Annotated in this window: 17 protein-coding genes; 5 read left to right on the top strand and 12 right to left on the bottom strand. The window is 63.4% G+C overall.

Annotated elements, in window-relative coordinates:
• Positions 1 to 77 precede the first annotated feature (77 nt).
• The 3 genes from QBK88_RS03985 (at position 78) to QBK88_RS03975 (ending at position 7,358) form a co-directional block, all read left to right on the top strand.
• Entirely contained in the window at positions 78 to 704 is a 627-nt protein-coding gene (locus QBK88_RS03985; RefSeq protein ID WP_268144125.1) for a response regulator transcription factor, read from the top strand.
• Positions 701 to 4,273: a transporter substrate-binding domain-containing protein gene (locus QBK88_RS03980; protein WP_277960993.1), complete on the top strand. Its 3,573-nt coding sequence runs from the start codon at positions 701 to 703 to the stop codon at positions 4,271 to 4,273. Before QBK88_RS03985 ends, QBK88_RS03980 begins: the two co-directional genes overlap by 4 nt.
• A gap of 133 nt (positions 4,274 to 4,406) precedes the next feature.
• Positions 4,407 to 7,358, top strand: coding sequence for an HD domain-containing phosphohydrolase (locus tag QBK88_RS03975; protein WP_277960992.1), 2,952 nt, complete (start codon positions 4,407 to 4,409; stop codon positions 7,356 to 7,358).
• A 109-nt stretch (positions 7,359 to 7,467) separates the two neighbouring features.
• Here QBK88_RS03975 and QBK88_RS03970 read toward each other — a convergent pair whose 3' ends face one another.
• The gene (locus QBK88_RS03970) at positions 7,468 to 7,812 is read right to left on the bottom strand and encodes a YggL family protein (RefSeq protein WP_277960991.1); all 345 of its coding nucleotides are present in this window, start codon (positions 7,810 to 7,812) and stop codon (positions 7,468 to 7,470) included.
• A gap of 228 nt (positions 7,813 to 8,040) precedes the next feature.
• Between QBK88_RS03970 and dacB the strand changes: the two genes are divergently transcribed.
• The gene (gene dacB / locus QBK88_RS03965; RefSeq protein ID WP_277960990.1) at positions 8,041 to 9,507 is read left to right on the top strand and encodes a D-alanyl-D-alanine carboxypeptidase/D-alanyl-D-alanine endopeptidase; all 1,467 of its coding nucleotides are present in this window, start codon (positions 8,041 to 8,043) and stop codon (positions 9,505 to 9,507) included.
• Between the two features lie 667 nt (positions 9,508 to 10,174).
• On the opposite strand, the gene QBK88_RS03960 is transcribed toward dacB, so the two are convergent.
• Positions 10,175 to 12,562 carry a diguanylate cyclase gene (locus tag QBK88_RS03960; protein WP_277960989.1) on the bottom strand — a complete coding sequence of 796 codons (2,388 nt, stop codon included), beginning with the start codon at positions 12,560 to 12,562 and terminating at the stop codon, positions 10,175 to 10,177.
• Positions 12,563 to 12,757: 195 nt separating this feature from the next.
• Positions 12,758 to 15,022, bottom strand: a complete 2,265-nt coding sequence (gene rlmKL, locus QBK88_RS03955; RefSeq protein WP_277960988.1) for a bifunctional 23S rRNA (guanine(2069)-N(7))-methyltransferase RlmK/23S rRNA (guanine(2445)-N(2))-methyltransferase RlmL — start codon at positions 15,020 to 15,022, stop codon at positions 12,758 to 12,760.
• 534 nt (positions 15,023 to 15,556) lie between these two features.
• On the opposite strand from rlmKL, the gene rmf reads away from it, so the two are divergent.
• Positions 15,557 to 15,772, top strand: a complete 216-nt coding sequence (gene rmf, locus QBK88_RS03950; RefSeq protein WP_008368461.1) for a ribosome modulation factor — start codon at positions 15,557 to 15,559, stop codon at positions 15,770 to 15,772.
• A 107-nt stretch (positions 15,773 to 15,879) separates the two neighbouring features.
• Here rmf and QBK88_RS03945 read toward each other — a convergent pair whose 3' ends face one another.
• The 9 genes from QBK88_RS03945 to ppsA all read right to left on the bottom strand — a co-directional run bounded on the left by QBK88_RS03945 (position 15,880) and on the right by ppsA (position 25,192).
• On the bottom strand, positions 15,880 to 16,905 hold the full coding sequence (locus QBK88_RS03945) for a quinone-dependent dihydroorotate dehydrogenase (RefSeq protein WP_277960987.1): 1,026 nt from the start codon (positions 16,903 to 16,905) through the stop codon (positions 15,880 to 15,882).
• Positions 16,906 to 17,061: 156 nt separating this feature from the next.
• Complete coding sequence (locus QBK88_RS03940; RefSeq protein WP_158153976.1) at positions 17,062 to 18,045, bottom strand: OmpA family protein; 984 nt, start codon at positions 18,043 to 18,045, stop codon at positions 17,062 to 17,064.
• Positions 18,046 to 18,153: 108 nt separating this feature from the next.
• A complete protein-coding gene (gene sigX, locus QBK88_RS03935) occupies positions 18,154 to 18,744 on the bottom strand; it encodes an RNA polymerase sigma factor SigX (RefSeq protein ID WP_008368464.1) in 591 nt (196 codons plus the stop codon).
• Between the two features lie 90 nt (positions 18,745 to 18,834).
• The gene (locus tag QBK88_RS03930; RefSeq protein WP_158153977.1) at positions 18,835 to 19,659 is read right to left on the bottom strand and encodes a mechanosensitive ion channel family protein; all 825 of its coding nucleotides are present in this window, start codon (positions 19,657 to 19,659) and stop codon (positions 18,835 to 18,837) included.
• Positions 19,660 to 19,661: 2 nt separating this feature from the next.
• Positions 19,662 to 19,904: a CrfX protein gene (locus QBK88_RS03925; protein ID WP_268144139.1), complete on the bottom strand. Its 243-nt coding sequence runs from the start codon at positions 19,902 to 19,904 to the stop codon at positions 19,662 to 19,664.
• Positions 19,905 to 20,002: 98 nt separating this feature from the next.
• Positions 20,003 to 20,998: a zinc transporter ZntB gene (locus QBK88_RS03920; protein ID WP_277960986.1), complete on the bottom strand. Its 996-nt coding sequence runs from the start codon at positions 20,996 to 20,998 to the stop codon at positions 20,003 to 20,005.
• A 30-nt stretch (positions 20,999 to 21,028) separates the two neighbouring features.
• A complete protein-coding gene (rraA, locus tag QBK88_RS03915) occupies positions 21,029 to 21,517 on the bottom strand; it encodes a ribonuclease E activity regulator RraA (protein WP_277960985.1) in 489 nt (162 codons plus the stop codon).
• Positions 21,518 to 21,667: 150 nt separating this feature from the next.
• Entirely contained in the window at positions 21,668 to 22,657 is a 990-nt protein-coding gene (locus tag QBK88_RS03910; RefSeq protein ID WP_277960984.1) for an alpha/beta fold hydrolase, read from the bottom strand.
• A 159-nt stretch (positions 22,658 to 22,816) separates the two neighbouring features.
• Entirely contained in the window at positions 22,817 to 25,192 is a 2,376-nt protein-coding gene (ppsA, locus tag QBK88_RS03905) for a phosphoenolpyruvate synthase (protein ID WP_277960983.1), read from the bottom strand.
• Positions 25,193 to 25,287 lie beyond the last annotated feature (95 nt).

The raw sequence follows: 25,287 nt of genomic DNA, 5'->3' as shown, positions 1-25,287 counted from the left end.
CCGTTCTTCATATGCCACTCCCGGCAACTGAGCTAATGTGCGCCTTTTATTCGCCGCCTGTAGGGGAAAACTATTTCATGAGTACTGCCTTTATCATTGACGATCACCCGGTCATTCGCCTGGCCGTCCGCTTTCTGCTGGAAAAGGAGGGGTATACGGTTATTGGCGAGTGTGACAACGGGGTCGATGCGATGCAAATCATCCGGGAAAACCCACCGGACCTGATCATCCTCGATATCAGCATTCCGCGCCTCGATGGGCTGGAGGTGCTGGCGCGTTTTCAGACCATGAACCTGGGCCCCAAGATTCTGGTATTGACTGCTCAGGCCCCCGCCTTGTTCACGTTTCGCTGCATGCAGTCGGGCGCGGCTGGTTATGTCTGCAAACAGGAAGCCCTGGGGGAACTGAGCAGCGCCATTCGCGCGGTCATGTCCGGTTATAACTACTTTCCCAGTGAGGCGCTCAACCCGCTGGACGTGGACGACACCCTGCGCAACGAAATCAGATTATTCAAAGGCGTCAATGACCGGGAACTGATGGTGTTGCAACTGTTTGCCCAAGGGCGCTCGAACAAGGAAATAGCCAAAGGCATGTTCCTCAGCAACAAAACCGTCAGCACTTACAAAAAACGCCTGATGCAGAAACTGCAGGTGGTCTCACTGGTAGACCTGATCGACATTGCCAAACGTAATGCCCTGGTATGAACAGCGCCCTGTGTTGCCTGCTGCTGATTACCGGGCTGTGTTGCACAGCCGGCGTGGCCGCGGCACAGGGCGCCGATACACTGACAGTGCGCAGCCACAACGATGGCACCTCGGGCCTGGCACCCGCGCCTGACACCCACGGGGTGCCACTGCGCCTGGGCATCTCGACGCCCGATTACCCGCCCCTGGACATCACCCACGACCAGGAATACGAGGGCCTGAGCGCCGATTATGCGGCCCTGGTCGGCCAGGCGCTGGGCCGGCCCCTGGTGGTGCAGCGCTACCCCACACGCGATGCGGCCATCGAGGCGCTGCGCCAGGGCCAGATCGATCTGCTGCCCAGCGCCAACGGCTACGAAGCCGCCTTCCCGGAGCTGGCGCTGAGCAACGCCTATGCCGTGGACCGGCCGGTGCTCGTGGCACGCGCCGATGATGACGCCCCGCTGGGTGACCGCCTGGCCGGGCGGCGCCTGAGCGTGGTCAACCACTACCTGCCAGAGGCCTATATCAAGGCCCACTACCCTGACGCCACCGTCACGTATTACCCCTCTTACCAGAATGCCCTGAACGCCGTGGCATTCGAGCAGGCTGACGTGTTCCTGGGGGACACCATTTCCACCCATTACCAGATTGACCAGGGGCTGTTGAACAACGTCCGCATGGTCAACTTCAGCCGCGACGAACCTTCGGGGTTCGGCTTTGCCGCCCGCCGTGGCGACCCGCTGCTGGCACACGTGAACCAGGCCCTGGCGGCCATCAACCCGGCGCAGCGCGAAAGTATCTTCCAGCGCTGGAGCGGGGCCAGCGACCTGCTGCTCACCGACCGCAAGCTGCAATTGACTCGCCGAGAGGAACGTTGGCTGGCCGACCACCCCAGCGTAAAGGTGGTGGTGGACGACTCGTTCGCGCCGCTGACTTTTTTCGACCGCTACGGCAACCTGCGCGGGTTGAGCGCGGACCTGCTGGAATTGATCCGCCTGCGCACCGGCCTGCAGTTCGAAATAGGCCGGGCCAGCAGCGTCGCCGATATGCTGGCCCAGGTGCAGCAAGGCCAAGCCGATGTGATCGCCGCCATCATCCCCAGTGAAGAGCGCGCCCACGACCTGCAATTCAGCCGCCCTTACCTCAGCAATTCCTATGTGCTGGTCACCGCCCGCGACCATCAGGGGCTACAAGACCTTGGCCAGTTCGCCGGGCGCAGGCTGGCCATCCCTCGTGGCAACCCCCTGGTGAAGTGGATGCGCCAGCACTATCCCGATATCCATGTGCAGGAAACCGACGATGCCTTCGCCAGCCTTGACCGGCTGGCCCAGGGCCAGGCCGAGGGGGCGGTCAGCGCCCTGGTGGTCGCCCGCCATCTGCTGGCGACCCCACTGTTCCAGGACCGCCTGGTCATCCGTAGCACGGTGGGTACCGAGCCTGCGCGGTTCGCACTGGCAACGGGCAGCCAGGCCACCGAACTGGCCGCCATCCTCGACAAGGCGCTGCTGAGCATCGGCCCCCAGGAGATGACCGCCATCGCCGCCCGCTGGCGTAGCTACACCCCGGATACCCACAGCTATTGGCGCAACTACCACCGCCTGATCCTGCAGATCGTGGCGACGGCCAGCGTGGTGCTGCTGGTACTGCTGGTGTGGATCGGCTACATGCGCCACCAGATCCGCCAGCGCGTGAAAGCCGAGCGGGCGCTGGGCGACCAGCTGGAATTCATGCGCGCGCTGGTAGACGGCACCCCGCACCCCATTTACGTGCGTGACCGCCAGGGGTTGCTGCTCAGTTGCAACGATAGCTACCTGACCACGTTCAACGCCCGGCGCGAGGACGTGATGGGCAAGACAGTGAAAGAAGGCGTGCTGCCAGACGCCGACCATGCCCAGGCCTACCACCTGGATTACCTGCAAGTGATGGCTCAGGGCGAGCCGATGATCATGGACCGCCCCTTGCGCATCGGCGACCGGGCCCTGAGCATCTACCACTGGATACTGCCGTACCGTGACGCGGAGGGGCGGGTATGTGGCGTGATCGGCGGCTGGATCGACATCAGCGAACGTCGCCAACTGCTTGAGGACCTGCGCCAGGCCAAGGAACAGGCAGACCAGGCCAACCGCGCGAAAAGCACTTTTCTGGCGACCATGAGCCACGAAATACGCACCCCCATGAATGCCCTGATCGGCATGCTCGAACTGGCCCTGCGCCGGGCCGAGCGCCAGCAACTGGACCGTAACGCCATCGAGGTGGCCTATGCCTCGGCGCGCGACCTGCTGAACCTGATCGGCGATATCCTGGACGTCTCGCGCATCGAAGCCGGCCACCTGAGCCTCAAGCCCGAGCGCGTGCAGGCCGGCAGCCTGGTCAACGATGTGGCGCGCATCTTCGAAGGCCTGGCGCGGGACAAGGGCCTGGCGCTGCGGGTCCGGCTACCGGCGGCCCCGCAACCGGATGTCATGCTCGACCCGCTGCGCTTCAAACAGGTGCTGTCGAACCTGGTGAGCAACGCCATCAAGTTCACCGACCACGGCCATGTGCAACTCGAGCTGGCAATGGCGGCCAGTGATACCGCCGGCAAACATGAACTGCGCCTGAGCGTCAGCGACACCGGTATCGGCATCAGCGCCAGTGACCGCCAGCGCCTGTTCCAGCCCTTCGCCCAGGTAGACCCCGATAGCCGCCGCGCCCGCAGCGGCACGGGCCTTGGGCTGGTGATCAGCCAGAACCTCAGCCGCTTGATGGGCGCCGACCTGACGCTGCACAGCCAGCCAGGTGAAGGCACGCAGGTCGACCTCGCACTGGTGGTGGAGGCACTGCCACCATTGCCGGCGCAACCGGTGCAGGCCCCTGGGGCTGCCATCGACCTGGGCGGGTTGCGTGTGCTGGTGGTCGACGACCACCCGGCCAACCGGCTGCTGATGACCGAACAACTGGGCTTTCTCGGTTTGCAGGCCGCTACCGCCGACAACGGCCACACGGGCTTGGCGGCCTGGCAGGCCGGCGCCTTCGATGTGCTGTTCGTGGACTGCAACATGCCCGGCATGGACGGCTACGAAATGACCCGCCAGCTGCGCCACCAGGAGCAGCTGGCTGGCCGCCCCCCGTGCGTGGTGTACGGCTATACCGCAAGCGCCCTGCCCCAGGAGCGTGAGCGCTGCCTGGCTGCCGGCATGAATGACTGCCTGTTCAAACCCATCAGCCTGGCCGACCTCACGCAGGTCCTGGCGGCGCGTGTACCGCCACGGTTGACGGCGCTGCTGGACCTGGGGCAGTTGGCGACCCTGACCGGTGGCCAGCCGGCCCTGGAGCGCCGCCTGTTGCAACAGGTACTGGAGAGCTGCGCGCAGGATCGCCAGGCCGTGCTGGGGGCTACCAGCCCCCCTGCCTTGAGCGAACTGGCCCACCGCATAAAGGGCGCAGCGAAAATTGTCGCGGCCACCGCGCTGATCCAGGCCTGCGAGGCTCTGGAACAGGCCTGCGAGGCTGGCAACCCACAGCTGTGGACCAACGCCGTGGTCCATGCCATGGCGCAACTGGAACACGCGGTGCGACAGCACCTGGACACCTTGCCCGCGCCGTGAGGCAAAGGCTTGTCAAGCGCTGAAGCGTTAGCCATTATCAGCCCGCAAGGGCTGCGGTGAAGAGGCTCTGCACGCCGCCACGCCCTGGCTTTGCCGGGCGAGCGGTGAACGCATCCTCAAGGAGTGATTCGCGATGCCCAGGCTCACAGAACACCGCTTTCCCCTGCATGTGCACATCAGCGCCATGTTCACCCTGCTGTTGCTGCTGACCGGCACAGTGCTGGGGCTGTTCAACTACCGGCAGACCTCGCAGATCATCCTGTCCAGCAGCCAGAGCCTGTTTTCGCGCATTGACCAGGACGTGCGCCTGGACATCGACCACACTTACCTGCCCATCCGCCACCTGCTCAGCCTGCTGGCGCTCAACGATGCCGCCCAGGGCGCCGCCCTGGAGCAGCGCCTGGCTTTGCTGGAGCCCATGGCCCAGTCACTGGCCGACAACCCGAACCTGGCATCGCTGTATACCGGCTACGGCAACGGCGATTTCTTCATGGTCCGGCCCTTGCGCACCGACGAGCTCAAGCAGCGCTTCGGGGCCCCCGCGGCCGCGGCCTATCAGGTGTGGAGCATCGAACACGACGCCACTGGCGCGCGCCACGCCCAGTCGCTGATGTTTGACCGCACCCTGAACCTCATCGGCCATCAGGATCTGCCCGACGACCAGTACGACCCGCGCACCCGCGCCTGGTTCAGCCGTGCCCTGACCGACCGCACCCAGGTGACCACCGACCCCTACGTGTTTTTTTCCAGCCATGCGGTCGGCACCACCCTGGCCTTGCGGGTCAGCGACCATGTGGTACTGGGCGCCGACCTGACCCTGGAAGACCTCAGCGCCACCCTGGCCAAGCACCGAGTCACCCCGCACACCCAGATCGCCCTGTTCGACCACAACGACAACGCCGTGGCCTACCCCGATAGCCAGCGCCTGATCAACCCCGATGGCAGCGTGGAGCCAACCAAGGTCGCCGACCTGGCGCCAGCGCTGGCCGCCCTGCTTGCCCGCGGCAACACCGACGCCAACCGCCTGCATGCCGACGGTCGCGATTGGGTAGTGTCACGCAGCAGCATCGACCAGGGCGGCCCGGACGGCCTGCAACTGGCCCTGCTGGTGCCCGAAGACGAACTGCTGGCCGACGCCTACCGGCTGCGCTGGCAAGGCGCGCTGGTGACACTGACCATCCTGCTGCTGTGCCTGCCGGTGGGCTGGCTGACCTCGCGGCTGCTGGTCAAGCCGCTGTACGCGCTGGTCAAGGAAGCCGATGCCATTCGCAGCTTCAATTTCAAACGCCCGGCCAGCCAGCGCTCGCCCGTACTGGAAGTGGACCAGCTGACCGAGTCCATGCAGCGCATGAAGCAGACCCTGGCCAGCTTCTTCGAGATCACCGCCAGCCTGTCGGCCGAGACCCGCTTCGAGCCGCTGCTCAAGCGCGTGCTGCAGGAAACCGTGAGCCTGAGTGATGCCCAGGCCGGCATCATCTACCTGTATGACAGCGATAGCGGCCAGGTGCAGCCCAGCGGCCTGATCATCAACGACAAACTGCGCAATGTGACCCGCTACGGCTTGACCAGCCACGCCCTGAACGCAAGCGACACCCCCGCCTGGCTGAGCGCGCTGAACGGGCAGCAGAACAGCGTGGTGACTTCTATCGGCTTCGACCAGGCCCGTGAACTCAAGCAGATCATGCTCAAGCTCGACAGCCCGCGCCTGGACCTGATTGGCGTGCGCCTGCACAACCGCCGTGGCGAGACCATCGGCGTGCTGGTATTGCTGCACCGTGACACCGGCAGCCGCAGTGACCTGGTCAAGTTCAGCCCCGACCGCATCGCCTTCATCCTGGCCGTGTCCGGCGTGGCCGCCGCCAGCATCGAAGGCCAGCGCCTTCAGGTACGCCAGCAAGCGTTGCTGGACGCCTTCATCCAGATCATCGCTGGCGCCATTGACGCCAAGAGCCCCTACACCGGGGGGCACTGCCAGCGCGTGCCGGTGCTGACCAAGATGCTCGCGCGCGCGGCCGCCGACAGCCAGGCCGCGCCGTTCGCCAGCTACCAGCCCAGTGAGGAAGAGTGGGAGGCCCTGCACATCGCCGCCTGGCTGCATGACTGCGGCAAGGTCACCACCCCCGAATACGTGGTGGACAAGGCCACCAAACTGGAAACCCTCTACGACCGTATCCACGAGATTCGCACGCGGTTTGAAGTACTCAAGCGCGACGCTTGGATCGACTACTGGCAGCGCCTGGCCGAAGGCGGCGACGCGGCGGCCCTGGCCGCCGCCCGCGACGCCCAATTGCAGGCCCTGGACGACGACTTCGCCTTTGTCGCCCGCTGCAACCTGGGCGGCGAATTCATGGACCCCGACAGCCAGCAGCGCCTGGCGCGCATCGCCGAGCGCACCTGGCTGCGCACGCTGGACGACCGCCTGGGGGTGTCCTGGGAAGAGAACCGCCGCCAGGAGCGCAACCCCGCCCCCGCCCTGCCGGTGCGCGAACCGCTGTTGGCCGACCGCCCCGAGCACCTGTTCGAACGCCCTGACTACGAGCGCATGCCCGCGGACAACGCCTGGGGCTTCAACATGAAAGTGCCCGACTACAAATTCAACCGTGGCGAGCTATACAACTTGAGCATCGGCCGCGGCACGCTGACGACCGAAGAGCGCTACATCATCAACCACCACATGGTGCAGACCATCCTGATGCTCAGCCGCCTGCCCTTCCCCAGCCACCTGCAGAACGTCGCGGAAATGGCCGGCGGGCACCACGAAAAAATGGACGGCAGCGGCTACCCCCGCGGCCTCAACCGCGAGCAGATGAGCCTGCCGGCACGGATGATGGCCATCGCCGACATCTTCGAAGCCCTGACTGCCGCCGACCGGCCGTACAAGAAAGGAAAGACGCTCAGCGAAGCGCTGGGGATCATGGCCTTCATGTGCCGCGATGCGCACATTGATGTCGAGCTGTTCGAGCTGTTTCTGCGCAGTGGGGTGTACCTGGAATACGCCCAGCAGTATTTGCCAGCGCAGCAGCTGGATGAGGTGGACATCGAGCAGGTGCTGGTCAAGGCAGGGGTGGCTGCGCAGCCGGCATGAACGTGTGCCTGGTGCTGCGCGGCGCCTGGGACGCGGCCAGGTCCGCTGCGGCGGTTATACCAGGCACAAAAAAGCCGCTGGGGTCAGCGGCTTCTTCGTATGACTCGGATCAGGCGACCGGGTTGATCGGCTTTTCCGGGTACCAGGCGTCCAGCAGCGGGCTGACTTCGATCTTGGTCAGTTCGTCGCGGCCCTTCAGCCAGGCTTCGACGGCTGCGCGCTGCTCTTCGTTGACCGAGCCACGCTCGACGGTGCACACCAGGCCGACGTCATCGGTGCCGACGAAGTCCAGGCCATTGGCGTCCATGGCTTCAGCCAGGAACGCGTCGAGGAATGCGTCGATTGCCTGGTCGTCCAGGTTTTCCTTGAAGTCCAGGTTCAGTTCGAAACCCAGCTCCTGGAATTCATCCACGCAGAGTTTTTTGCGCAGACGGCGGGAACGGTTAGTGGCCATGAAACAATCCTCTTGAGTATTAACGCGCGGCACTTTACCAGTTTCGGCACGCGGCTGCCTGACTGATGCCGATAAACCCGCCCAAGTGTCGAAAAAATCATGAAATGCGCGTCAGCCAGGCCAAAGCGCCAATCCCTTGGGGCATAATGCCGACTCTTTATGTCCGGGGGCTTTCACCTTTTCGCGCCCTCATTTTTTTCACCCCTCGCCCGCAGGGTTTCATTGCTCATGATCAAATCGTTTCGCCCTCTACTGCTCGCCGGCCTGATGCTGCCCCTGGCCCTGCCCGTTCATGCCGCGCCCATCATCACCGCGCTGCCGGCCAAGGTGCAACAAGCCCTCAAGACCAACAAGATCGCCGACAACGCCCTGTCCCTGGTGATGGTGCCGCTCACAGGTCCAGGCACCCCGACGGTGTTCAACGCCGATGTGTCGGTGAACCCGGCCTCGACCATGAAGACCATCACCACTTTCGCCGCCCTGGAGCTGTTGGGCCCCAACTACCAGTGGAAGACCGAGTTCTACACCGACGGCACCCTGAGCAATGGCGTGCTGCACGGCAACCTGTACCTCAAGGGCGGTGGCGACCCCAAACTGAACATGGAAAAGCTCTGGCTGCTGATGCGCGACCTGCGCGCCAACGGTGTGCAGCAGGTCACCGGTGACCTGGTGCTGGACCGCAGCTATTTCATCCAGCCCAACCTGCCTGAGTTCAACGACGACGGCGGCGACGAGAACGCGCCGTTCCTGGTACGCCCGGACGCCCTGATGGTCAACCTCAAGGCCCTGCGCTTCGTGGCGCGCAACGATGGTGGCAAGGTAATGGTCTCGGTGGAACCGCCGATTGCCACCATTCATGTCGACAACCAGATCAAGGCGCTGGCTGGCAAGCAGTGCAGCGGTGACGTGCGCTACAACCCGGTGACCGCGCCGGACGGCAGCATCAGCGTGGTGGTCAGTGGCGGCCTGGCGGATGGTTGCAGTTCCCAGACCTACCTGTCCGTGCTTGACCACCCCACCTATGCCGCGGGGGCGGTACGGGCGATCTGGAACGAACTGGGCGGCACCATCGCCGGCCGCGACCGCGAGGCCGTGGTGCCCAAGGACGCCAAGCTGCTGGCCCGGGCGTTCTCCCCGGACCTGGCGGAGATCATTCGCGACATCAACAAATACAGTAACAACACCATGGCGCAGCAGCTGTTCCTGAGCATCGGCGCCCGTTACCGCACCGACGCCGACACTGACGACGCCAAGGCCGCCCAGCGGGTGATCCGTGCCTGGATGGCACGCAAGGGCATCCCGGCTAGCCATCTGGTACTGGAAAATGGTTCGGGGTTGTCCCGTGACGAGCGTGTCAGCGCCCGGGAGCTGGCGACCATGCTGCAAGTGGCTTGGAAAAGCCCATACGCCGCTGAATTCATGAGTTCGCTGCCGATCATCGGCACCGACGGCACCATGCGCAAACGCCTGAAGACCACGGCGCTGGCCGGTGAAGGCCACGTCAAGACCGGCACCCTGAACAACGTACGCGCCATTGCCGGTTTCAGCCGCGATGACAACGGCAACACCTGGGCGGTGGTCGCCATTTTGAATGACTCCAAGCCATGGGGCGCGTCGTCGGTGCTGGACCAGGCGCTGCTGGACCTGTACCGGCAGCCGAAGGCAGGGGAGCAAGGGGTTTCGTTGAACCCTTGATGGCACGCCGCGACCATCCTCTGCGGGACCGAAGCAGGCGCTGCGGTGTATCAGGCAGACCGCGGGGCGCCCTTCCCGAGCTTCTCCCGGTCCCACAGGGTAATCCCCACCACTGCGGCCAACCTCTGTGGGATCGGGCGCCAGCTCGGGGAGCAGGCGCTGCGGTGTGTCAGGCAGACCGCGGGGCGCCGTTCCCGAGCTTCGCCCGGTCCCACAGGGTAATCCCCATCACCGTGGCCATCCTCTGTGGGACCAGGCGCCAGCTCGGGAAGCAGGCGCTGCGGTGTACCAGGCAGACCGCGGGGCGCCGTTCCCGAGCTTCGCCCGGTCCCACAGGGTAATCCCCACCACTGCGGCCAACCTCTGTGGGACCGGGCGCCAGCTCGGGAAGCAGGCGCTGCGGTGTGTCAGGCAGACCGCGGGGCGCCGTTCCCGAGCTTCGCCCGGTCCCACAGGGTAATCCCCACCACTGCGGCCAACCTCTGTGGGACCGGGCGCCAGCTCGGGAAGCAGGCGCTGGGGTGTATCAGGCAGACCGCGGGGCGCCCTTCCCGAGCTTCGCCCGGTCCCACAGGGTAATCCCCACCACTGCGGCCAACCTCTGTGGGACCGGGCGCCAGCTCGGGAAGCAGGCGCTGGGGTGTATCAGGCAGACCCATGGCGCGACTCAGGGCAGTTCCGGTTCCACGCGGTCCCTGCCCGCCTGCTTGGCCGCATACACGCCGGAATCGGCGCGCAACAGCAGCGCATCGGCGCCTTCCCCCCGGCGCCAGCTGGCTACGCCGAAGCTGGCGGTGACGATGCCGACACCGTCGATAGGCGTGTGCCGCAGCCCTTGCCATAGTTCCAGCGCCAGGGCGTGAGCCTGGTCGCTGCTGCTGCCCGGGCACAACACCATGAATTCCTCACCCCCCAGCCGGCAGAAGACGTCGGTGCGCCGCAGGCGGTGGCCGATCTTTTCGCAGATCCCTTGCAGCACGCGGTCGCCGACAGCATGGCCGAACTGGTCGTTGATCCGCTTGAAATGGTCAATGTCGAGCATGATCACTGCCAGTTGCAAGTGGTCGCGTTCGGCACGGTCCAGCTCGGCTTTCAGGCGTTCCTGAAAGTAGCGGCGGTTGTGAATGCCGGTGAGCACGTCGGTGACCGACAGCGCCCGCAATTCTTCCTCCACGCGCTTGAGGTCAGTGATGTCGGTCAGGTAGCCGTGCCATAGCGTGCCGCCGCCGGCCAACGGCTCAGGCGTGGCTTCCCCGCGCACCCAGCGCAGACCCTGACGTGGCAACTGCACCCGGTACTCTTCGCGCCATGGCGTAAGGTGCTGGGCCGAAAAACGGATGGAATCGAGCACCCGCTGGCCATCGTCCGGGTGAATGCGCTCCATGACTCGCCGCCCGTCATCACGCAAGGTGCTGGGCTCCATTTCGTAGATGTCACGGATGCCCTCGCTGGCCCAGCTGAAACTGGAATGGCCATCCGGGTCCAGGCGGAACTGGTAGATGCCGCCTGGTACTTCGGCACTGAGTTTCTGCAACAGCTGGTCGCGCGCGGCCAATGCCTCGTGCACCCGCTTGCGCTCAGTGATATCGATGCAGATAGCCAGGTGCCCCACCCACAGGCCTTGCTCGTCCAGCAAGGTGGTGGCGAGCATGTTCACCGCCACCGTGCTGCCATCACGCCGTACCAGGGTCCATTCGCGCGCCTGCTGGCTGCCTTCGCCGGGGGTTTCCACCAACATGGCCTGGGCCAGGGGAATGTCCCGCTCGTAATAGGCGCTGAGGGTGCAGGCGCGGGCCACCAGCTCTTCGCTCAGGTGCAGGTTCTGCAAGGTCAGGTGGCCCACCGCGTCGCCGGCACCGTATCCCAGCATGCGCTCGGCACCGGCGTTGAACGTGGTGATCAGGCCATGCAGGTCGGTGGCGATGATCGCCACCTGGGTGGCGGCATTGAGCACGCTGCGCAACTGGTTATGGGTAACGCGCAGGGCCTGTTCGCTGCTGCGCAGCTGCGATGTGCGCTGCTCCACCAGTTTCAGGGCGCGCTGGCGCTGGCTGACCAGGCTGTACAGCAAGGCACTGAGCAGCAGGCTGAGCAAGGCGCCCAAGGTCACGACCACGGTCACCGGCGAGGCATGGTTGGCTTCGACAAACAGGGTGCTGGGGCTGATATCCAACTGGTAATCGCGGTCGGCCAGGTGCAGCAGGTGCGTCGCCGTCAGGGGCTGGGGTACCACGGTGTTGCTGGACTCGTACAGCACCTCGTGGTTGCCGGCCAGCGACAGGTCGAGGATGCGCACATGCAGGTTGTCATCGCTTTGCGCGGGCAGCCCTTCGCCCATCAACTGCCCCAGGCTCACCACTGCCGAAACAAAGCCCAGCGGCGGTTCGCCGGGTTTGCCAGGCACCGGCGCAACCATCAGCACCCCACGGCTGTACCGCGGGCTGACCCCCACCAGGTTGACCGGCGGGGTCACCGCCAATGTACCGGTGTGCAGGGCCCGCATCAGGGTGTCATGGCGCGAGGCCTGGGAGTTGACGTCAAAGCCCAGGGGCAATCGCTGGCGCGTCTGCGACTGGGTATAGAACACCGGGTAATACTCGTCCCGCTGCCCCGCCGGCACCAGGCTGCCATCAGCGGCCTGGTCGCGAATGGAGAAATCCTCGATTCCCTGTTCACGGGCGCGCTGTTCGAACGCAGGGCGTTCGGCGGCCGTGACCCGTGGCAGCCACGAATAGGCCTGGGTACGCATCAACAACGGCCCGGCGTAGCCTTCGTATTCACGCCGGCTGACGTTGTCCGAATAACTGAAAAACCGGCGAAGGCCGTCCAGCCGCTGTGTCTGGTCCTCGAACCGCTCCTCGATGCGGCTGAAGCGTTCGTTGGCAAGCAATTCAAAGCGCTGGCGCAACTGGCGCTGGTACAGCTCGGCGGTGCCCACCGCCAGCAGGCTAGTGACCAGCGCACCGGCGGCAAGGGCCAAGGAGGCTATCAGCCAGGCCGACGCATCTTCACTGATAAAGCCAAGTATTTTGGGGCGAACGGCATGCAACGACATAAGCGGAACTCACAACGCCGGCGTGCTTCGGTTGTCACATTGGCTTTGGCTCAGTTATAGCTATTTGCCAGTAGTTTGCCTAGTGAGCCATCAAGCGAAAATGTTGATCGGTCGTGCAGCAAAAAGGGCTCCTGGGAGCCCTTTTTACAATCTAGCCAAAACTGTACGACAGGCGCGCCTGCCGTGGGCTACCGCTCATCGGGCCTGAATTTTCCAGGCACGGTGGATCTTGCTGTTGCGGGCAAAGTCAGGGTCCAGGGTCTGGGCACTGATTTCCTCTACCTGGTAACGCTCGCCCAGGTGCTCGTCGAGCTGGAACTTGCGGAAGTTGTTGGAGAAATACAGCACCCCGTCCTTGGCCAGGCGTGCGACGGCAAGGTCCAGCAACTCGACATGGTCGCGCTGCACATCGAATACCCCTTCCATGCGCTTGGAGTTGGAAAAGGTCGGCGGGTCGATGAAGATCAGGTCGTACTCGTCGCGGCTGGCTTGCAGCCAGGCCATCACGTCACCCTGCTCCAGGCGGTTCTTGTCGGAGAAACCGTTGAGCGACAGGTTGCGGCGCGCCCAGTCCAGGTAGGTTTTCGACAGGTCGACACTGGTGGTACTGCGCGCACCGCCCTTGGCCGCGTGCACACTGGCCGTGGCCGTATAGCAGAACAGGTTGAGAAAACGCTTGCCCGCAGCCTCCCGCTGAATGCGCAGGCGCATGGGGCGGTGGTCCAGAAACAGACCGGTGTCCAGGTAGTCGGTCAGGTTGACCAGCAGCTTGACGCCACCTTCCTGCACCTCGGTGAACTGCCCCTGGGCAGCCTGGCGCTCGTACTGTTTGGTACCGCTCTGGCGCTCGCGACGTTTGATGATGACGCGGCTCTTGTCAATGTTCAGCGCCTGGGGAATGGCGGCCAGGGCATCGAACAGGCGGGCCTGGGCCTTTTCCGGGTCAATGGACTTGGGCGCCGCGTATTCCTGCACGTGCACCCAGTCATGGTACAGGTCGATGGCCAGGGCGTATTCGGGCATGTCGGCATCATAGACGCGGTAGCAATCGACTTTCTCGCGACGGGCCCACCTGCCCAGTTGCTTGAGGTTCTTCTGCAAGCGGTTGGCGAACATCTGCCCGCCTTCGCTCAGGCGCGCCTGCTCGACCACCACGGGCGCCGGCTTGATCGGGTTGCCGTTCTTGTTGACCCGTGCGTACGGATCGGCGGCAGGCGCGGAGGCCTGCTCCTGGGCCTGCTCGCGCTCCACCTGGCGCTGCTCGGGGGTGCGACGCTCGCCGGTGACAAACTGGTCAGGCAGCACCTTGATCAGCAGCAGTTTGCACGGCAACGCACCGTTCCAGAAGGCGTACTGTTTGTGGCTGCGAATACCCATGCGCTTGCCCAGGTCCGGGGCACCGGTGAACACCGCGGCTTCCCAGTTCAGGCAGGCCTGGCGCAGACGCTCGCCCAGGTTCTGGTAGAGGTAGAGCAGGCTGGCTTCGTCCCCCAGACGCTCTCCGTAGGGAGGGTTGCAGATCACCAGGCCTTTCTGGTTCTGGTCCGGGCGCGGCTCGAAGGTGGCGACCTCGCCCTGGTAGATCTTGATCCAGTCGCTGAGCCCAGCGCGTTCGACGTTGTTGCGGCCCGGCTGAATCAGGCGTGGGTCGGCTTCATAGCCTCGGATCCACAGCGGCGGCTTGGCCAGGCCGGCTTCCGCACGGGCCAGGGCTTCGTCATGCAGCTTGCGCCACAAGGCCGGCACATGGCCCAGCCAGGCGCTGAAGCCCCAACGGGTACGCTTGAGGTTGGGGGCGATGTCGGCAGCGATCATCGCCGCCTCCACCAGGAAGGTCCCCACACCGCACATCGGGTCGGCCAGCGCGCCGCCCTGAGCGGCGATGCGCGGCCAGCCGGCACGGATCAGTACGGCGGCGGCAAGGTTTTCCTTCAGTGGCGCGGCACCCTGCTGCAGGCGGTAGCCGCGCTGGTGCAGGCTGTGGCCGGACAGGTCCAGGGACAGGATCGCCTCGCCACGGTCCAGGCGCAGGTGCACGCGCAGGTCGGGGTTGAGCTTGTCGACGCTGGGGCGCTCACCCTCGGGGGTGCGCAGCTTGTCGACGATGGCGTCCTTGACTTTCAAGGCACCGAAATGGGTGTTGTCGATACCCGAGCCGTGGCCGCTGAACTCCACCGCCAGGGTGCCGTCGGGCAGAAGGTGGTCTTGCCACTCCACGTCGTGCACGCCGTGGTAGAGGTCTTCGGCGTCCTTCATGGCAAAGCGCTTGAGCACCAGCAGCACGCGGTTGCCCAGGCGCGACCACAGGCACAGGCGGTAAGCCGTTTCCATGTCGGCCATGCCGCGCACGGCAGAGGTATGCTCACGGGCCTCTTCAAGGCCAAGCGCGGTGGCTTCCTCGATCAGCAGGCCTTCGAGGCCCTTGGGGCAGGTGAGGAAGAGTTCGTAACGATCCGACATGGGGTATCCAGGGTCTTGAGCCATAAGTGAAAGGGCAACGCATCACCCTTCCCGAGTTTAACCAGGCGCCTTTCTGAAGAAGCGCCCGTGTGACACCGCCAGGGTGTCGACCGCCGGGACCGATATTGGCATCAAAAAGCCTTTGATCATCCCGGCAGAATAAAATTCTGCAAAAAGACGAGGGTGAAAATGACCCTTCGTCGCCTAATACTGAAAAGCATTTCGCCATCATTTTCGATGGCTTTTTCCTGTCATTCGCGCTGTAGCCCTGATCATAGCGGGCTTTCGCGCGTCGTTGGCCCGGACGCATCCGCTTACTTATGGTTCGCACACCATAATCATTACGTGCTTATGACAAAACGGTCGTTCACACCGGCCAACGCATTGTTTAGAAATCTATACAGGCCGCACCGCAATGGTACGGCACCACTGCTCGCCACGCCGGCAGCGAGCACCAAAACCGGCAGAAAGACTCTGCCCGGCCTCACACGAGGCCGACGGGACATAACAGTCAACAGACGAGGGCAACACCCTATGAGAAGACTTAAGCGTGATCCGTTGGAACGAGCATTTTTACGCGGATACCAATACGGCATCCATGGCAAATCCCGCGAGCTTTGCCCTTTTACTCTACCGTCGGTTCGCCAAGCCTGGATCAATGGCTGGCGCGAAGGACGCGGCGACAACTGGGACGGTATGACCGGCACTGCGGGTATCCACAGACTCAACGAACTTCACGCGGTCGGCTGACGAGGACGATTTTTCTCTTACATTCACATTGCTGATTAACCATGCGCGCCCCAACGGGCGGCGGGCGAGAGCCCAGGGGCCCTTCTAGAGGGCCCCTTTTTAATGCCTTACGTGCGCGGCAGTGCCGCGATGGCATCCACCGCCTCGCGGATCAGCGCCGGGCCCTTGTAGATGAAGCCCGAGTACAACTGCACCAGGCTGGCACCGGCGGCGATCTTCTCGGCCGCGTGCTTGCCTTCGGTGATGCCGCCTGCGGCGATGATCGGCATGCGCCCCGCCAGCTCCCCAGCCAGTACCTTGACGATGTGGGTGCTCTTCTCCCGTACCGGCGCGCCCGACAGGCCGCCCGCCTCGTCACCATGGGCCAACCCTTCCACGCCTTCACGACTCAGGGTGGTGTTGGTGGCGATCACCGCGTCCATGCCTGCGCCCAGCAGCGCCTGAGCCACTTGCACGGTTTCCTCGTCACTCATGTCCGGGGCGATCTTGATCGCCACCGGCACACGCTTGCCATGCAGGCCCACCAGGGCTTCGCGGCGCTCGGCCAAGGCGTCGAGCAACTGCTTGAGCGACTCGCCGAACTGCAGGCTGCGCAGGCCCGGGGTGTTGGGCGAACTGACATTGACGGTGATGTAGCTGGCGTGGGCGTAGACCTTGTCCAGGCAGATCAGGTAGTCGTCCACGGCGCGTTCGACCGGGGTGTCGAAATTCTTGCCGATGTTGATGCCCAGCACGCCCTTGTACTGGGAGGCACGCACGCGGTTGAGCAGGTTGTCGACGCCCAGGTTGTTGAAGCCCATGCGGTTGATGATGGCCGTGGCTTCGGGCAGGCGGAAGATCCGCGGCTTGGGGTTGCCGGGCTGCGGGCGCGGAGTGACGGTGCCGATCTCGACGAAACCGAAACCCAGCTGGGCAAAACCATCGATGGCCGCGCCGTTCTTGTCCAGGCCCGCGGCCAGGCCCACCGGGTTGTCGAACGACAGCCCCATCACCTGCACCGGCAAGCGCGCCGGCGCCTTGGTCAGCAAACCGTTGAGCCCCAGGCGGCCACCTGCGCCGATCAGGTCCAGGGACAGGTCGTGAGAGGTTTCCGGAGAGAGTTTGAACAACAGCTGGCGGGCCAGGTTATACATGGGCGGGCATGACTCGTTGGAAGAACGTGGGGGGCGTGATTATAGGCCCTTTGGGTAGCCGCAAGCTACCGGCGCCGAACGGCAAGGCACGCCCCCCTCGACGTTCGGGCGAAAAAAAACCCGGCCGAGGCCGGGTTTTTTTCAAGCGCTACCCAATTACTTGGATTGAGCTTCTACTTCAGCTTCTACGCGACGGTTAACGGCGCGGCCAGCTTCAGTTTTGTTGTCAGCCACTGGACGGCTTTCGCCGTAACCGATGGAGTCAACACGGTTGCCCTGGATGCCGTACTGGTTGACCAGAACGTTTTTCACAGCAGCAGCGCGACGCTCAGACAGCTTCTGGTTGTAGGCGTCTGGACCGACGTTGTCGGTGTGGCCTTCAACACGAGTAGTGGTCTGTGGGTACTGCTTCATGAAGTCAGCCAGGTTCTTGATGTCAGCATAGCTGTTTGGCTTGACGACCGACTTGTTGAAGTCGAACTTCACGTCCAGCTGAACGCGAACGGTTTCAGCTACTGGAGCTGGAGCCGGTTCTTCAGCCACTGGAGCCGGAGCTGGTTCTGGAGCAGGAGCCGGAGCCTTGCCACCGTTACCACCGAAGTTCACACCCAGGCCAACGGTAGGCGCGTAGTCCCACTTGCCGTTGTCCAGCTTGTAGTCAGCATCGATACCGGCACGAGCGTACAGGTTGTCGGTGATGTACCACTTGGCGCCAGCGCCGATGGTAGCGAAGGTGGAGCTGTCGCGACCGCTGTGGCCGTCAGCTTGCACGTTGCTCAGGCTCTGGTGCGCGAAGCCACCGGAAACGTATGGACGAATGGCATCGCCGACAGTACCGAAGTGGTACATGGCGGTCAGGGAGCCAGTGTCACCGTGGATTTTCTGGCTGCCAGTACCATCGTTCGAACGAGTGTAGTTGGTCTTGCCGTAGCCCAGGATGACTTCAACGTCGTCGGTCAGGAAGTAGCCCAGGGAACCGCCGGCGGTGCGGCCGTCTTCCACGTGCTTGACGCTGTCGTTGTAGTTCTTCTGGTAGAAGGCTTCACCTTCGACCGCGCCTTGGCCTTGTGCCAAAGCGCCGAAAGAAGTTGCGGCAACAAGAGAACCAATGGCAATGCCTAAGGTGTTTTTCAGTTTCATCCGTTAAATCCCCATCTGGTGATTGTTAAGCAGTACCCCGTTACACGGGGACAACTCGGCGGCAAGTCTAGCAGAACTCGCCCCACGTTTAGAGATATTTGCACCGAACTAAGTTTCGGCAATGCCTGCAAATTTCTCACGTAGCTTGTCGAGCGCGCGTTTGTATCGCATTTTCGTCGCGCTCAAGCCCATGTGCATGATGTCCGCAATCTCTTGAAATTCAAGCTCTGCGACGAATCGAAGCACAAGTATTTCTCGGTCGATCGGGTTGACATGTATCAGCCAACGATCCAATCCACCACGCTCCTCCGGTTTCGGCGCCTTCTCTTCGGAAGCCTCCTCGAGCGGATCAAGGCTCAGGGCATCCATGAGGCGGCGCTTGCGCCGTTCCTTTCGGTACTGCGTGATACATTCGTTGTACGTGATGCTGTAGAGCCAGGTCTTGAACTTCGATTTTCCCTCGAAGTTTTTCAGGCCGTAGAGGACCTTCAGCATCACCTCCTGACAGACATCGTCAGCGTCACGATCGTTCCCTAAATAACGTGCACAGACGTTGAAGAGGGTGCGCTGATAGCGCCGCATCAGCTCCTCATAGGCGCGCGTGACGTGGAAAAGTTCCACATGCGAACGCGCCACCAGCTCCTCGTCTGTGAGCGTGCGGGGGTCGTAACGCAGGGGCAACGAATGAACTTTATTCAAAACAGGTCGGGCCGGCAGTCAGGTCGATATCCACCATGGCCCGACACCCGGGCCATTTTGCGGCGGCATACAGTAGCAGAAATCGCCGGCTCAGCGGCTACTTACCCGCTGTTCCAGAAGGATCCGATTGGACAGGGAAACCAGTTCCCCATCGTCGGTCAGCAGCGTCGTCTTGACCGTGCCGATCTCTTCGATCTGGCCTTCAACCTCTCCAACCCGCACTTGTTGCCCCACTTGATACAATTCCCGCACGTAAATTCCTGCCAGGATCTGCCCGGCGATTTCCCGACTTCCCAGGCCCATGGCCAATGCCACGGCCAGACCAACGGTAATCAGAACAATGACAATCACATGGTTCAGCAGGTCGGTCTTGACCTCGAGCTGGCTGATGGCCACCGAGATACTGATGATAATGACCATCCACTGCGCCACTCGCCCGAGGCCGGCCGAATAGTCCAGGCCCACCCCTTCGGCGGCGCCCCGCACCAGGCCGTTGACCACCTGCGCCAGCAGCACACCCACGAGCAGCACCAGCGCGGCACCAAAAACCTTGGGCAAATAGAGCGCCAGCATGTCGAGCGTAGCTGAAACTCGCTGCAAGCCAAGGGATTCGGCAGCGGACACCAGAAAAATCAGCAACACGAACCAGTAGACGATCTTGCCCACCAGGGTCGAGATCGGTACCTGAATGCCGCCGCGGCTCATCAGCTTGGTCAGGCCGGTACCCGCCATCAGGCGGTCCAGGCCCAGCTTGGCCAGCAATTTGGACAGCAGGGTGTCGAGCAGCTTGGCGACCACGAAGCCCAGCAGCAGCACCACCAACGCACCGAACAGGTTGGGAATGAAATTCGCGACCTTAGTCCAGAGTGCGGTCATGGCCGTCACCAGGCTCTGAGTCCAGAGATCAAGTTGCATAGTCAATCAGCCTTATCAGCAGTACGAGGTTTGCGTCGCGAGACCGGTGCCACATGGCCAGATCCGTTGTCCACGGCGATCATGAAGGCCTGCAACCAGCGGCCCATCAAGCTGAACAGATCCCCCGCGCCCACCTGCCGGTTGGCGGTCTTGAGCACCCGACCCAGGCATGCATCGTCGTCCCGCTCCACGGAGGAGGACGCCTTGAGCATGTCACGCAATGATTCTTCAAACGGATCGTGCATTCGGCACCTCACGAATTATCCTTCAAAGACGAGAGCTTCCCGGGACGGGTCACATAAGGCACTGAGGGTTATGCAACCATATGTGTCCTGAACGGCAGCTAAACCCAGCGCAATCGACGGAATAGCCACCACTGCCCCAGCGCCACCACCACCATCAGCCCGCAGGCCACGATGAAGCCATAGGGGTTGGTGGACAACGGAATACCGCCGACGTTGATGCCCAGCAACCCGGTGAGAAAGCTCATGGGCAGGAACACCCCGGTAATGATGCCGAACCGGTACATGGTGCGGTTCATGCGCTCGTTCAGGCGCCGGTCCTCGGCCTCCAGCACCAGCCCCACGCGCTCGCGGGTCAGTTCCAGCTCTTCCAGGTAACGGGTCAGGCTGTTGTTGAGTTCGTTCCAGTAGTCGGCATCGTCGTCCACGAACCAGGGCAACTTGTTGCGCGACAGCTGCGCGAATATCTCCCGCTGCGGCGCCAGGAAACGGCGCAGGCCAGCGGCTCGACGGCGAATCTGCAGAATGCTGCCGTGTTCGGGCGCATACCGTTCGTCGGCATCGATCTTGTCTTCTTCGTTGTCGATGATTTCGCCCAGGTCGCTGACCAGCGTCTGGACCTTTTCGGTAAGGTACTGGGCCAGGTAGAGGATCAGTTCCGACGCGGTGCGCGGCCCCCTGCCCTGCTGCAGCAGCACCATCAACTCGTCGGTGGCGCGCAACGGGCGCAGGCGCAGGGAAATGACCCGCTGGGCTTCGGCGAAGATGCGCACCGAGACCATGTCTTCGGGCTCGGCGCCGGGGTTGAGGTTGACGCCACGCAGGAACAGCAGCAATTGGTCATCGGGCAGCGGCAACAGGCGCGGGCGGGTATTCTCCTCCAGCAACAGGTCGCAACTGAACTCGTTCAGGCCGCTGTCTTCGCGCAACCAGGCCTGTGTCAGCGGGTGGCCGCGATCCCAGTGCAGCCACAGGCTCTGCTGTGGCTCCAGCACCAGGTCGTCGATCTCGTCACGGGCAAGCAAACGCGCGCCACCTTTACCATCCAGCACCAGGGCATGTACCAGCCCCCGCTGCGCGTTTTCTTCCTCGTACATCCAAACCCCATCAACCAATTGCAAAAAGAATCACTCTGGCATCTTCAATGCGCTGGGCGACACGATAACCCCATTGTTGTCGGCGTAAATGAATTCTCCCGGCTTGAACGTGACACCGGCGAAGGTCACCGGCACGTTCAGGTCACCGATCCCGTGCTTCTCGGTGCGCAGCGGGTGGCTGGCCAGCGCCTGCACCCCCAGGTCAACCTGGGCGATGACGTCCACGTCGCGAATGCAGCCATAGATGACAATGCCTTCCCAGCCGCTTTTGGCGGCCTTTTCGGCCAGCATGTCACCCAGCAGCGCGCAGCGCAGCGAGCCACCACCATCGACCACCAGCACCTTGCCCTTGCCGTCCTTGTCGACCTGCTCCTTGACCAGCGAATTGTCTTCGAAGCATTTGATGGTGACGATCTGGCCACCGAAGGAATCGCGGCCACCGAAGTTGCTGAACATGGGCTCCAGCACCTTGACCAGCTCGGGGTAGGCGTCGCACAAATCGGGGGTGAGGTAATGCATGGGGTAACTCCTGTCAGCTGAGGACAACGACGATCGAAGTGGCGACCGGTCATTGATTGACGAGCCGATACGCCGCGCATTTACCCTGCGCCGACCAGCAGCGGCCGGCGCAATCGTCACAGCTTAGCCTTCCCACCGCTGACCGTGAAGTCACGCGCCCAGGGGGAGCGCCGATGCCTGTGGCAGCAGCGGTGCCAACGGGTCGTTCAACCAACGCCCCACCAACGGCCAGACCTCGGCCTGGGCCGGCTTGCTGACCAGCATCTCGACATGGCCGAAGTTGTCGGCGAAGCCGTGGTCGCGCCCCAACTGCACGAATTGACGGTGCTCGCCGCCAAAGGCGTCGAACAGCTTGCGGCAGGCCCATGGCGGGTCCTGGTGGTCACCGCTGGCCGCCACGGCCAGCAGGGGTACCTGCACCTCGGCCAGCCCCGCCCACCAGTCCTGCTTGCCCTCGCCGAAGCGGCCGAACAGGCCATGCCAGCGCATGGCCTCCAGGGCAAGGCCGATCGGCTCGTCCTCGGGGCCGCGCTTGAGCCGCGAACCGGAAATATGCGCGAAGCGCTTGAGCAACAACCGCGCGCTCCACTCCACTGGCGGCATTTTCAGCGGCCAGTAGGTGCGGCTGACCTGGCAGCCGAACAGCGCGGCCGAAGCCACGTTGTCCTGGGCCAGGTAACCACCACCCAGGCCAGCCGCCAGGCTGATGCCACCCAGGGAATGGCCAACCCAATGGGGCGCCTGGCCACTCTGTTCCTGAACGAAGGCACCGATGGCCGGCAGGTCGAAGCGTGCATAGTCAGCGACACGGTTCTTGCGGTAAGCCAGGTTGCGCGGCGACAGGCCGTGGCCGCGCATTTCCGGGATCCACACATCGAACCCGGCCCGCGCCAGCCAGGCGCCCAGGCCGATGCCCCGGGGCGAGACCCAGAACCTGCGGTTGGAAAAACTGCCATGGAGCAGGATGACCGGCACGCCACCGGGCTGTGCCTGATCGGCCATGCCCAGGCGGGTCACTGCCAGTTCCACGCTGGCATCAGGGCTGTTGGCGGCCTTGATGCGGTAAACGTCTTCGCTCAGGTCACCACGCCGCTCGGCGCTGAGCAAGGCGACCGGGAAGAGATTGCTGCTGCTTTGCATAGGGTGCTTTTACAGAAAGGGTTAACAGAAACACATCGGGGTGCAGGATACAGAAATGCCGTGGGAGCTGGCTTGCCAGCGAGCTTTCGTTCAGTAAAAAGCTCGCTGGCAAGCCAGCTCCCACAGAAAAACAGCCCCTGCCAGGCAGGGGCTGGAAGCTTACGCGGCGCCTTGGCCTTCGGCCAGGAAGAACCACGTCTCCAGGACCGAGTCCGGGTTCAGCGACACGCTTTCGATGCCCTGCTCCATCAGCCATTTGGCCAGGTCAGGGTGGTCGGAAGGGCCCTGGCCACAGATGCCGATGTACTTGCCGGCCTTGTTGCACGCGGCGATGGCACTGGCCAACAGCTTCTTGACCGCCGGGTTACGCTCATCGAACAGGTGCGCGATGATGCCCGAGTCGCGGTCCAGGCCCAGGGTCAGCTGGGTCATGTCGTTGGAACCGATGGAGAAGCCATCGAAGAATTCCAGGAATTCATCGGCCATCAGCGCGTTGGACGGCAGCTCGCACATCATGATCACACGCAGGCCGTTGACGCCACGGCCCAGGCCGTTCTCGGCCAGCAGGTCAACCACTTGGCTCGCCTCGCCCAGGGTGCGCACGAACGGCACCATGATCTCGACGTTGGTCAGGCCCATCTCGTTGCGCACGCGCTTGAGCGCACGGCATTCAAGCTCGAAGCACTCGCGAAACGACTCGCTGATGTAGCGCGAGGCACCGCGGAAGCCCAGCATCGGGTTCTCTTCTTCCGGCTCGTAGAGCTTGCCACCGATCAGGTTGGCGTACTCGTTGGACTTGAAGTCCGACAGGCGCACGATGACCTTTTTCGGCCAGAACGCCGCGGCCAGGGTACTGATGCCTTCCACCAGCTTGTCGACGTAGAAGTCCACCGGCGCGCTGTAGCCCGCGATGCGCTTGTCGACGCTGTCCTTGATGTCGGCGGGCAGGCCGTCGTAGTTCAGCAGTGCCTTGGGGTGCACGCCGATCATGCGGTTGATGATGAACTCCAGGCGCGCCAGGCCGACACCGGCGTTGGGCAACTGAGCGAAGTCAAAGGCACGGTCCGGGTTGCCAACGTTCATCATGATCTTGAACGGCAGGTCGGGCATGGCGTCCACCGAGTTCTTCTTGATGTCGAAGCCCAGTTCGCCCTCGAAGATGTACCCGGTGTCCCCTTCGGCGCATGAAACGGTCACGCCCTGGCCATCGACCAGCAGTTGGGTGGCGTTGCCACAACCGACCACGGCCGGGATGCCCAGCTCGCGCGCAATGATGGCCGCGTGGCAGGTACGCCCGCCGCGGTTGGTGACGATGGCGCTGGCGCGCTTCATCACCGGCTCCCAGTCCGGGTCGGTCATGTCGGAGACCAGCACGTCGCCAGGCTGCACCTTGTCCATCTCGGACACGTCCTTGATGATGCGGACCTTGCCGGCGCCGATGCGCTGGCCGATAGCGCGGCCTTCAACCAGTACGGTGCCCTTCTCCTTGAGCAGGTAGCGCTCCATGACGTTGGCCTGGGAACGGCTTTTCACGGTTTCCGGGCGGGCCTGCACGATGTACAGCTTGCCGTCATCGCCGTCCTTGGCCCATTCGATGTCCATCGGGCACTGGTAGTGCTTCTCGATGATCATCGCCTGCTTGGCCAGTTCACTGACTTCGGCGTCGGTGAGGCAGAAGCGCGCGCGGTCGGCCTTGTCCACATCGACGGTCTGCACCGACTTGCCGGCCTTGGCCTCGGCGCCGTAGATCATCTTGATGGCCTTGCTGCCCAGGTTGCGGCGCAGGATGGCCGGGCGACCGGACTCCAGGGTGTGCTTGTGCACGTAGAACTCGTCGGGGTTGACGGCGCCCTGTACCACGGTTTCACCCAGGCCATAGGCGCCGGTGATGAACACCACGTCACGGAAGCCCGACTCGGTGTCCAGGGTGAACATCACGCCAGCCGTACCGGTTTCCGAACGCACCATGCGCTGCACACCAGCCGACAGGGCCACCAGCTTGTGGTCGAAGCCCTGGTGCACGCGGTAGGAAATGGCGCGGTCGTTGAACAGCGAGGCGAACACTTCCTTGGCCGCACGGATGACGTTATCCACGCCGCGAATGTTCAGGAAGGTTTCCTGCTGGCCGGCGAACGAGGCGTCCGGCAGGTCTTCGGCGGTAGCCGAGGAACGCACGGCCACGGCGATGTCCGGGTTGCCCTTGGACAGTTCGGCGAAGTGGGTGCGGATTTCGGCGTTCAGTTGCTCGGGAAACTCGGCGTCCATGATCCATTGGCGGATCTGCGCGCCGGTCCTGGCCAGGGCATTGACGTCATCCACGTCCAGGGCGTCGAGCGCCTTGTGGATCTGGTCGTTAAGACCACTTTGCTCGAGAAAATCGCGGTAAGCCTGAGCCGTAGTGGCGAAGCCACCGGGTACCGATACACCGGCACCGGCAAGGTTGCTGATCATCTCGCCAAGGGATGCGTTCTTGCCCCCTACATGCTCAACATCGTGTTTGCCGAGCTTATCGAGGGAAACTACGTACTCTACCAAGGTGATCTCTCCACTGACGTTGTTGGAATAGCTCAGGGTGCTGCGGCTGCCTTTGAAGGCGCGTGAGCGACCATGGCCTGGACCTGGAAAATAAG

Origin of the sequence: Pseudomonas sp. RIT-To-2 (assembly GCF_029623465.1) — a bacterium.
Taxonomy (GTDB): domain Bacteria; phylum Pseudomonadota; class Gammaproteobacteria; order Pseudomonadales; family Pseudomonadaceae; genus Aquipseudomonas; species Aquipseudomonas silvicola.
The sequence above is the reverse complement of the archived record's forward strand: the minus strand, read 5'-3'. Positions and strand labels throughout refer to the sequence as shown.

Coding starts and splice junctions, on each gene's coding strand:
- QBK88_RS03985 (WP_268144125.1), top strand. CDS start 78: ATGAGTACTGCCTTTATCATTGACGATCACCCGGTCATTCGCCTGGCC.
- QBK88_RS03980 (WP_277960993.1), top strand. CDS start 701: ATGAACAGCGCCCTGTGTTGCCTGCTGCTGATTACCGGGCTGTGTTGC.
- QBK88_RS03975 (WP_277960992.1), top strand. CDS start 4,407: ATGCCCAGGCTCACAGAACACCGCTTTCCCCTGCATGTGCACATCAGC.
- QBK88_RS03970 (WP_277960991.1), bottom strand. CDS start 7,812: ATGGCCACTAACCGTTCCCGCCGTCTGCGCAAAAAACTCTGCGTGGAT.
- dacB (WP_277960990.1), top strand. CDS start 8,041: ATGATCAAATCGTTTCGCCCTCTACTGCTCGCCGGCCTGATGCTGCCC.
- QBK88_RS03960 (WP_277960989.1), bottom strand. CDS start 12,562: ATGTCGTTGCATGCCGTTCGCCCCAAAATACTTGGCTTTATCAGTGAA.
- rlmKL (WP_277960988.1), bottom strand. CDS start 15,022: ATGTCGGATCGTTACGAACTCTTCCTCACCTGCCCCAAGGGCCTCGAA.
- rmf (WP_008368461.1), top strand. CDS start 15,557: ATGAGAAGACTTAAGCGTGATCCGTTGGAACGAGCATTTTTACGCGGA.
- QBK88_RS03945 (WP_277960987.1), bottom strand. CDS start 16,905: ATGTATAACCTGGCCCGCCAGCTGTTGTTCAAACTCTCTCCGGAAACC.
- QBK88_RS03940 (WP_158153976.1), bottom strand. CDS start 18,045: ATGAAACTGAAAAACACCTTAGGCATTGCCATTGGTTCTCTTGTTGCC.
- QBK88_RS03930 (WP_158153977.1), bottom strand. CDS start 19,659: ATGCAACTTGATCTCTGGACTCAGAGCCTGGTGACGGCCATGACCGCA.
- QBK88_RS03925 (WP_268144139.1), bottom strand. CDS start 19,904: ATGCACGATCCGTTTGAAGAATCATTGCGTGACATGCTCAAGGCGTCC.
- QBK88_RS03920 (WP_277960986.1), bottom strand. CDS start 20,998: ATGTACGAGGAAGAAAACGCGCAGCGGGGGCTGGTACATGCCCTGGTG.
- rraA (WP_277960985.1), bottom strand. CDS start 21,517: ATGCATTACCTCACCCCCGATTTGTGCGACGCCTACCCCGAGCTGGTC.
- QBK88_RS03910 (WP_277960984.1), bottom strand. CDS start 22,657: ATGCAAAGCAGCAGCAATCTCTTCCCGGTCGCCTTGCTCAGCGCCGAG.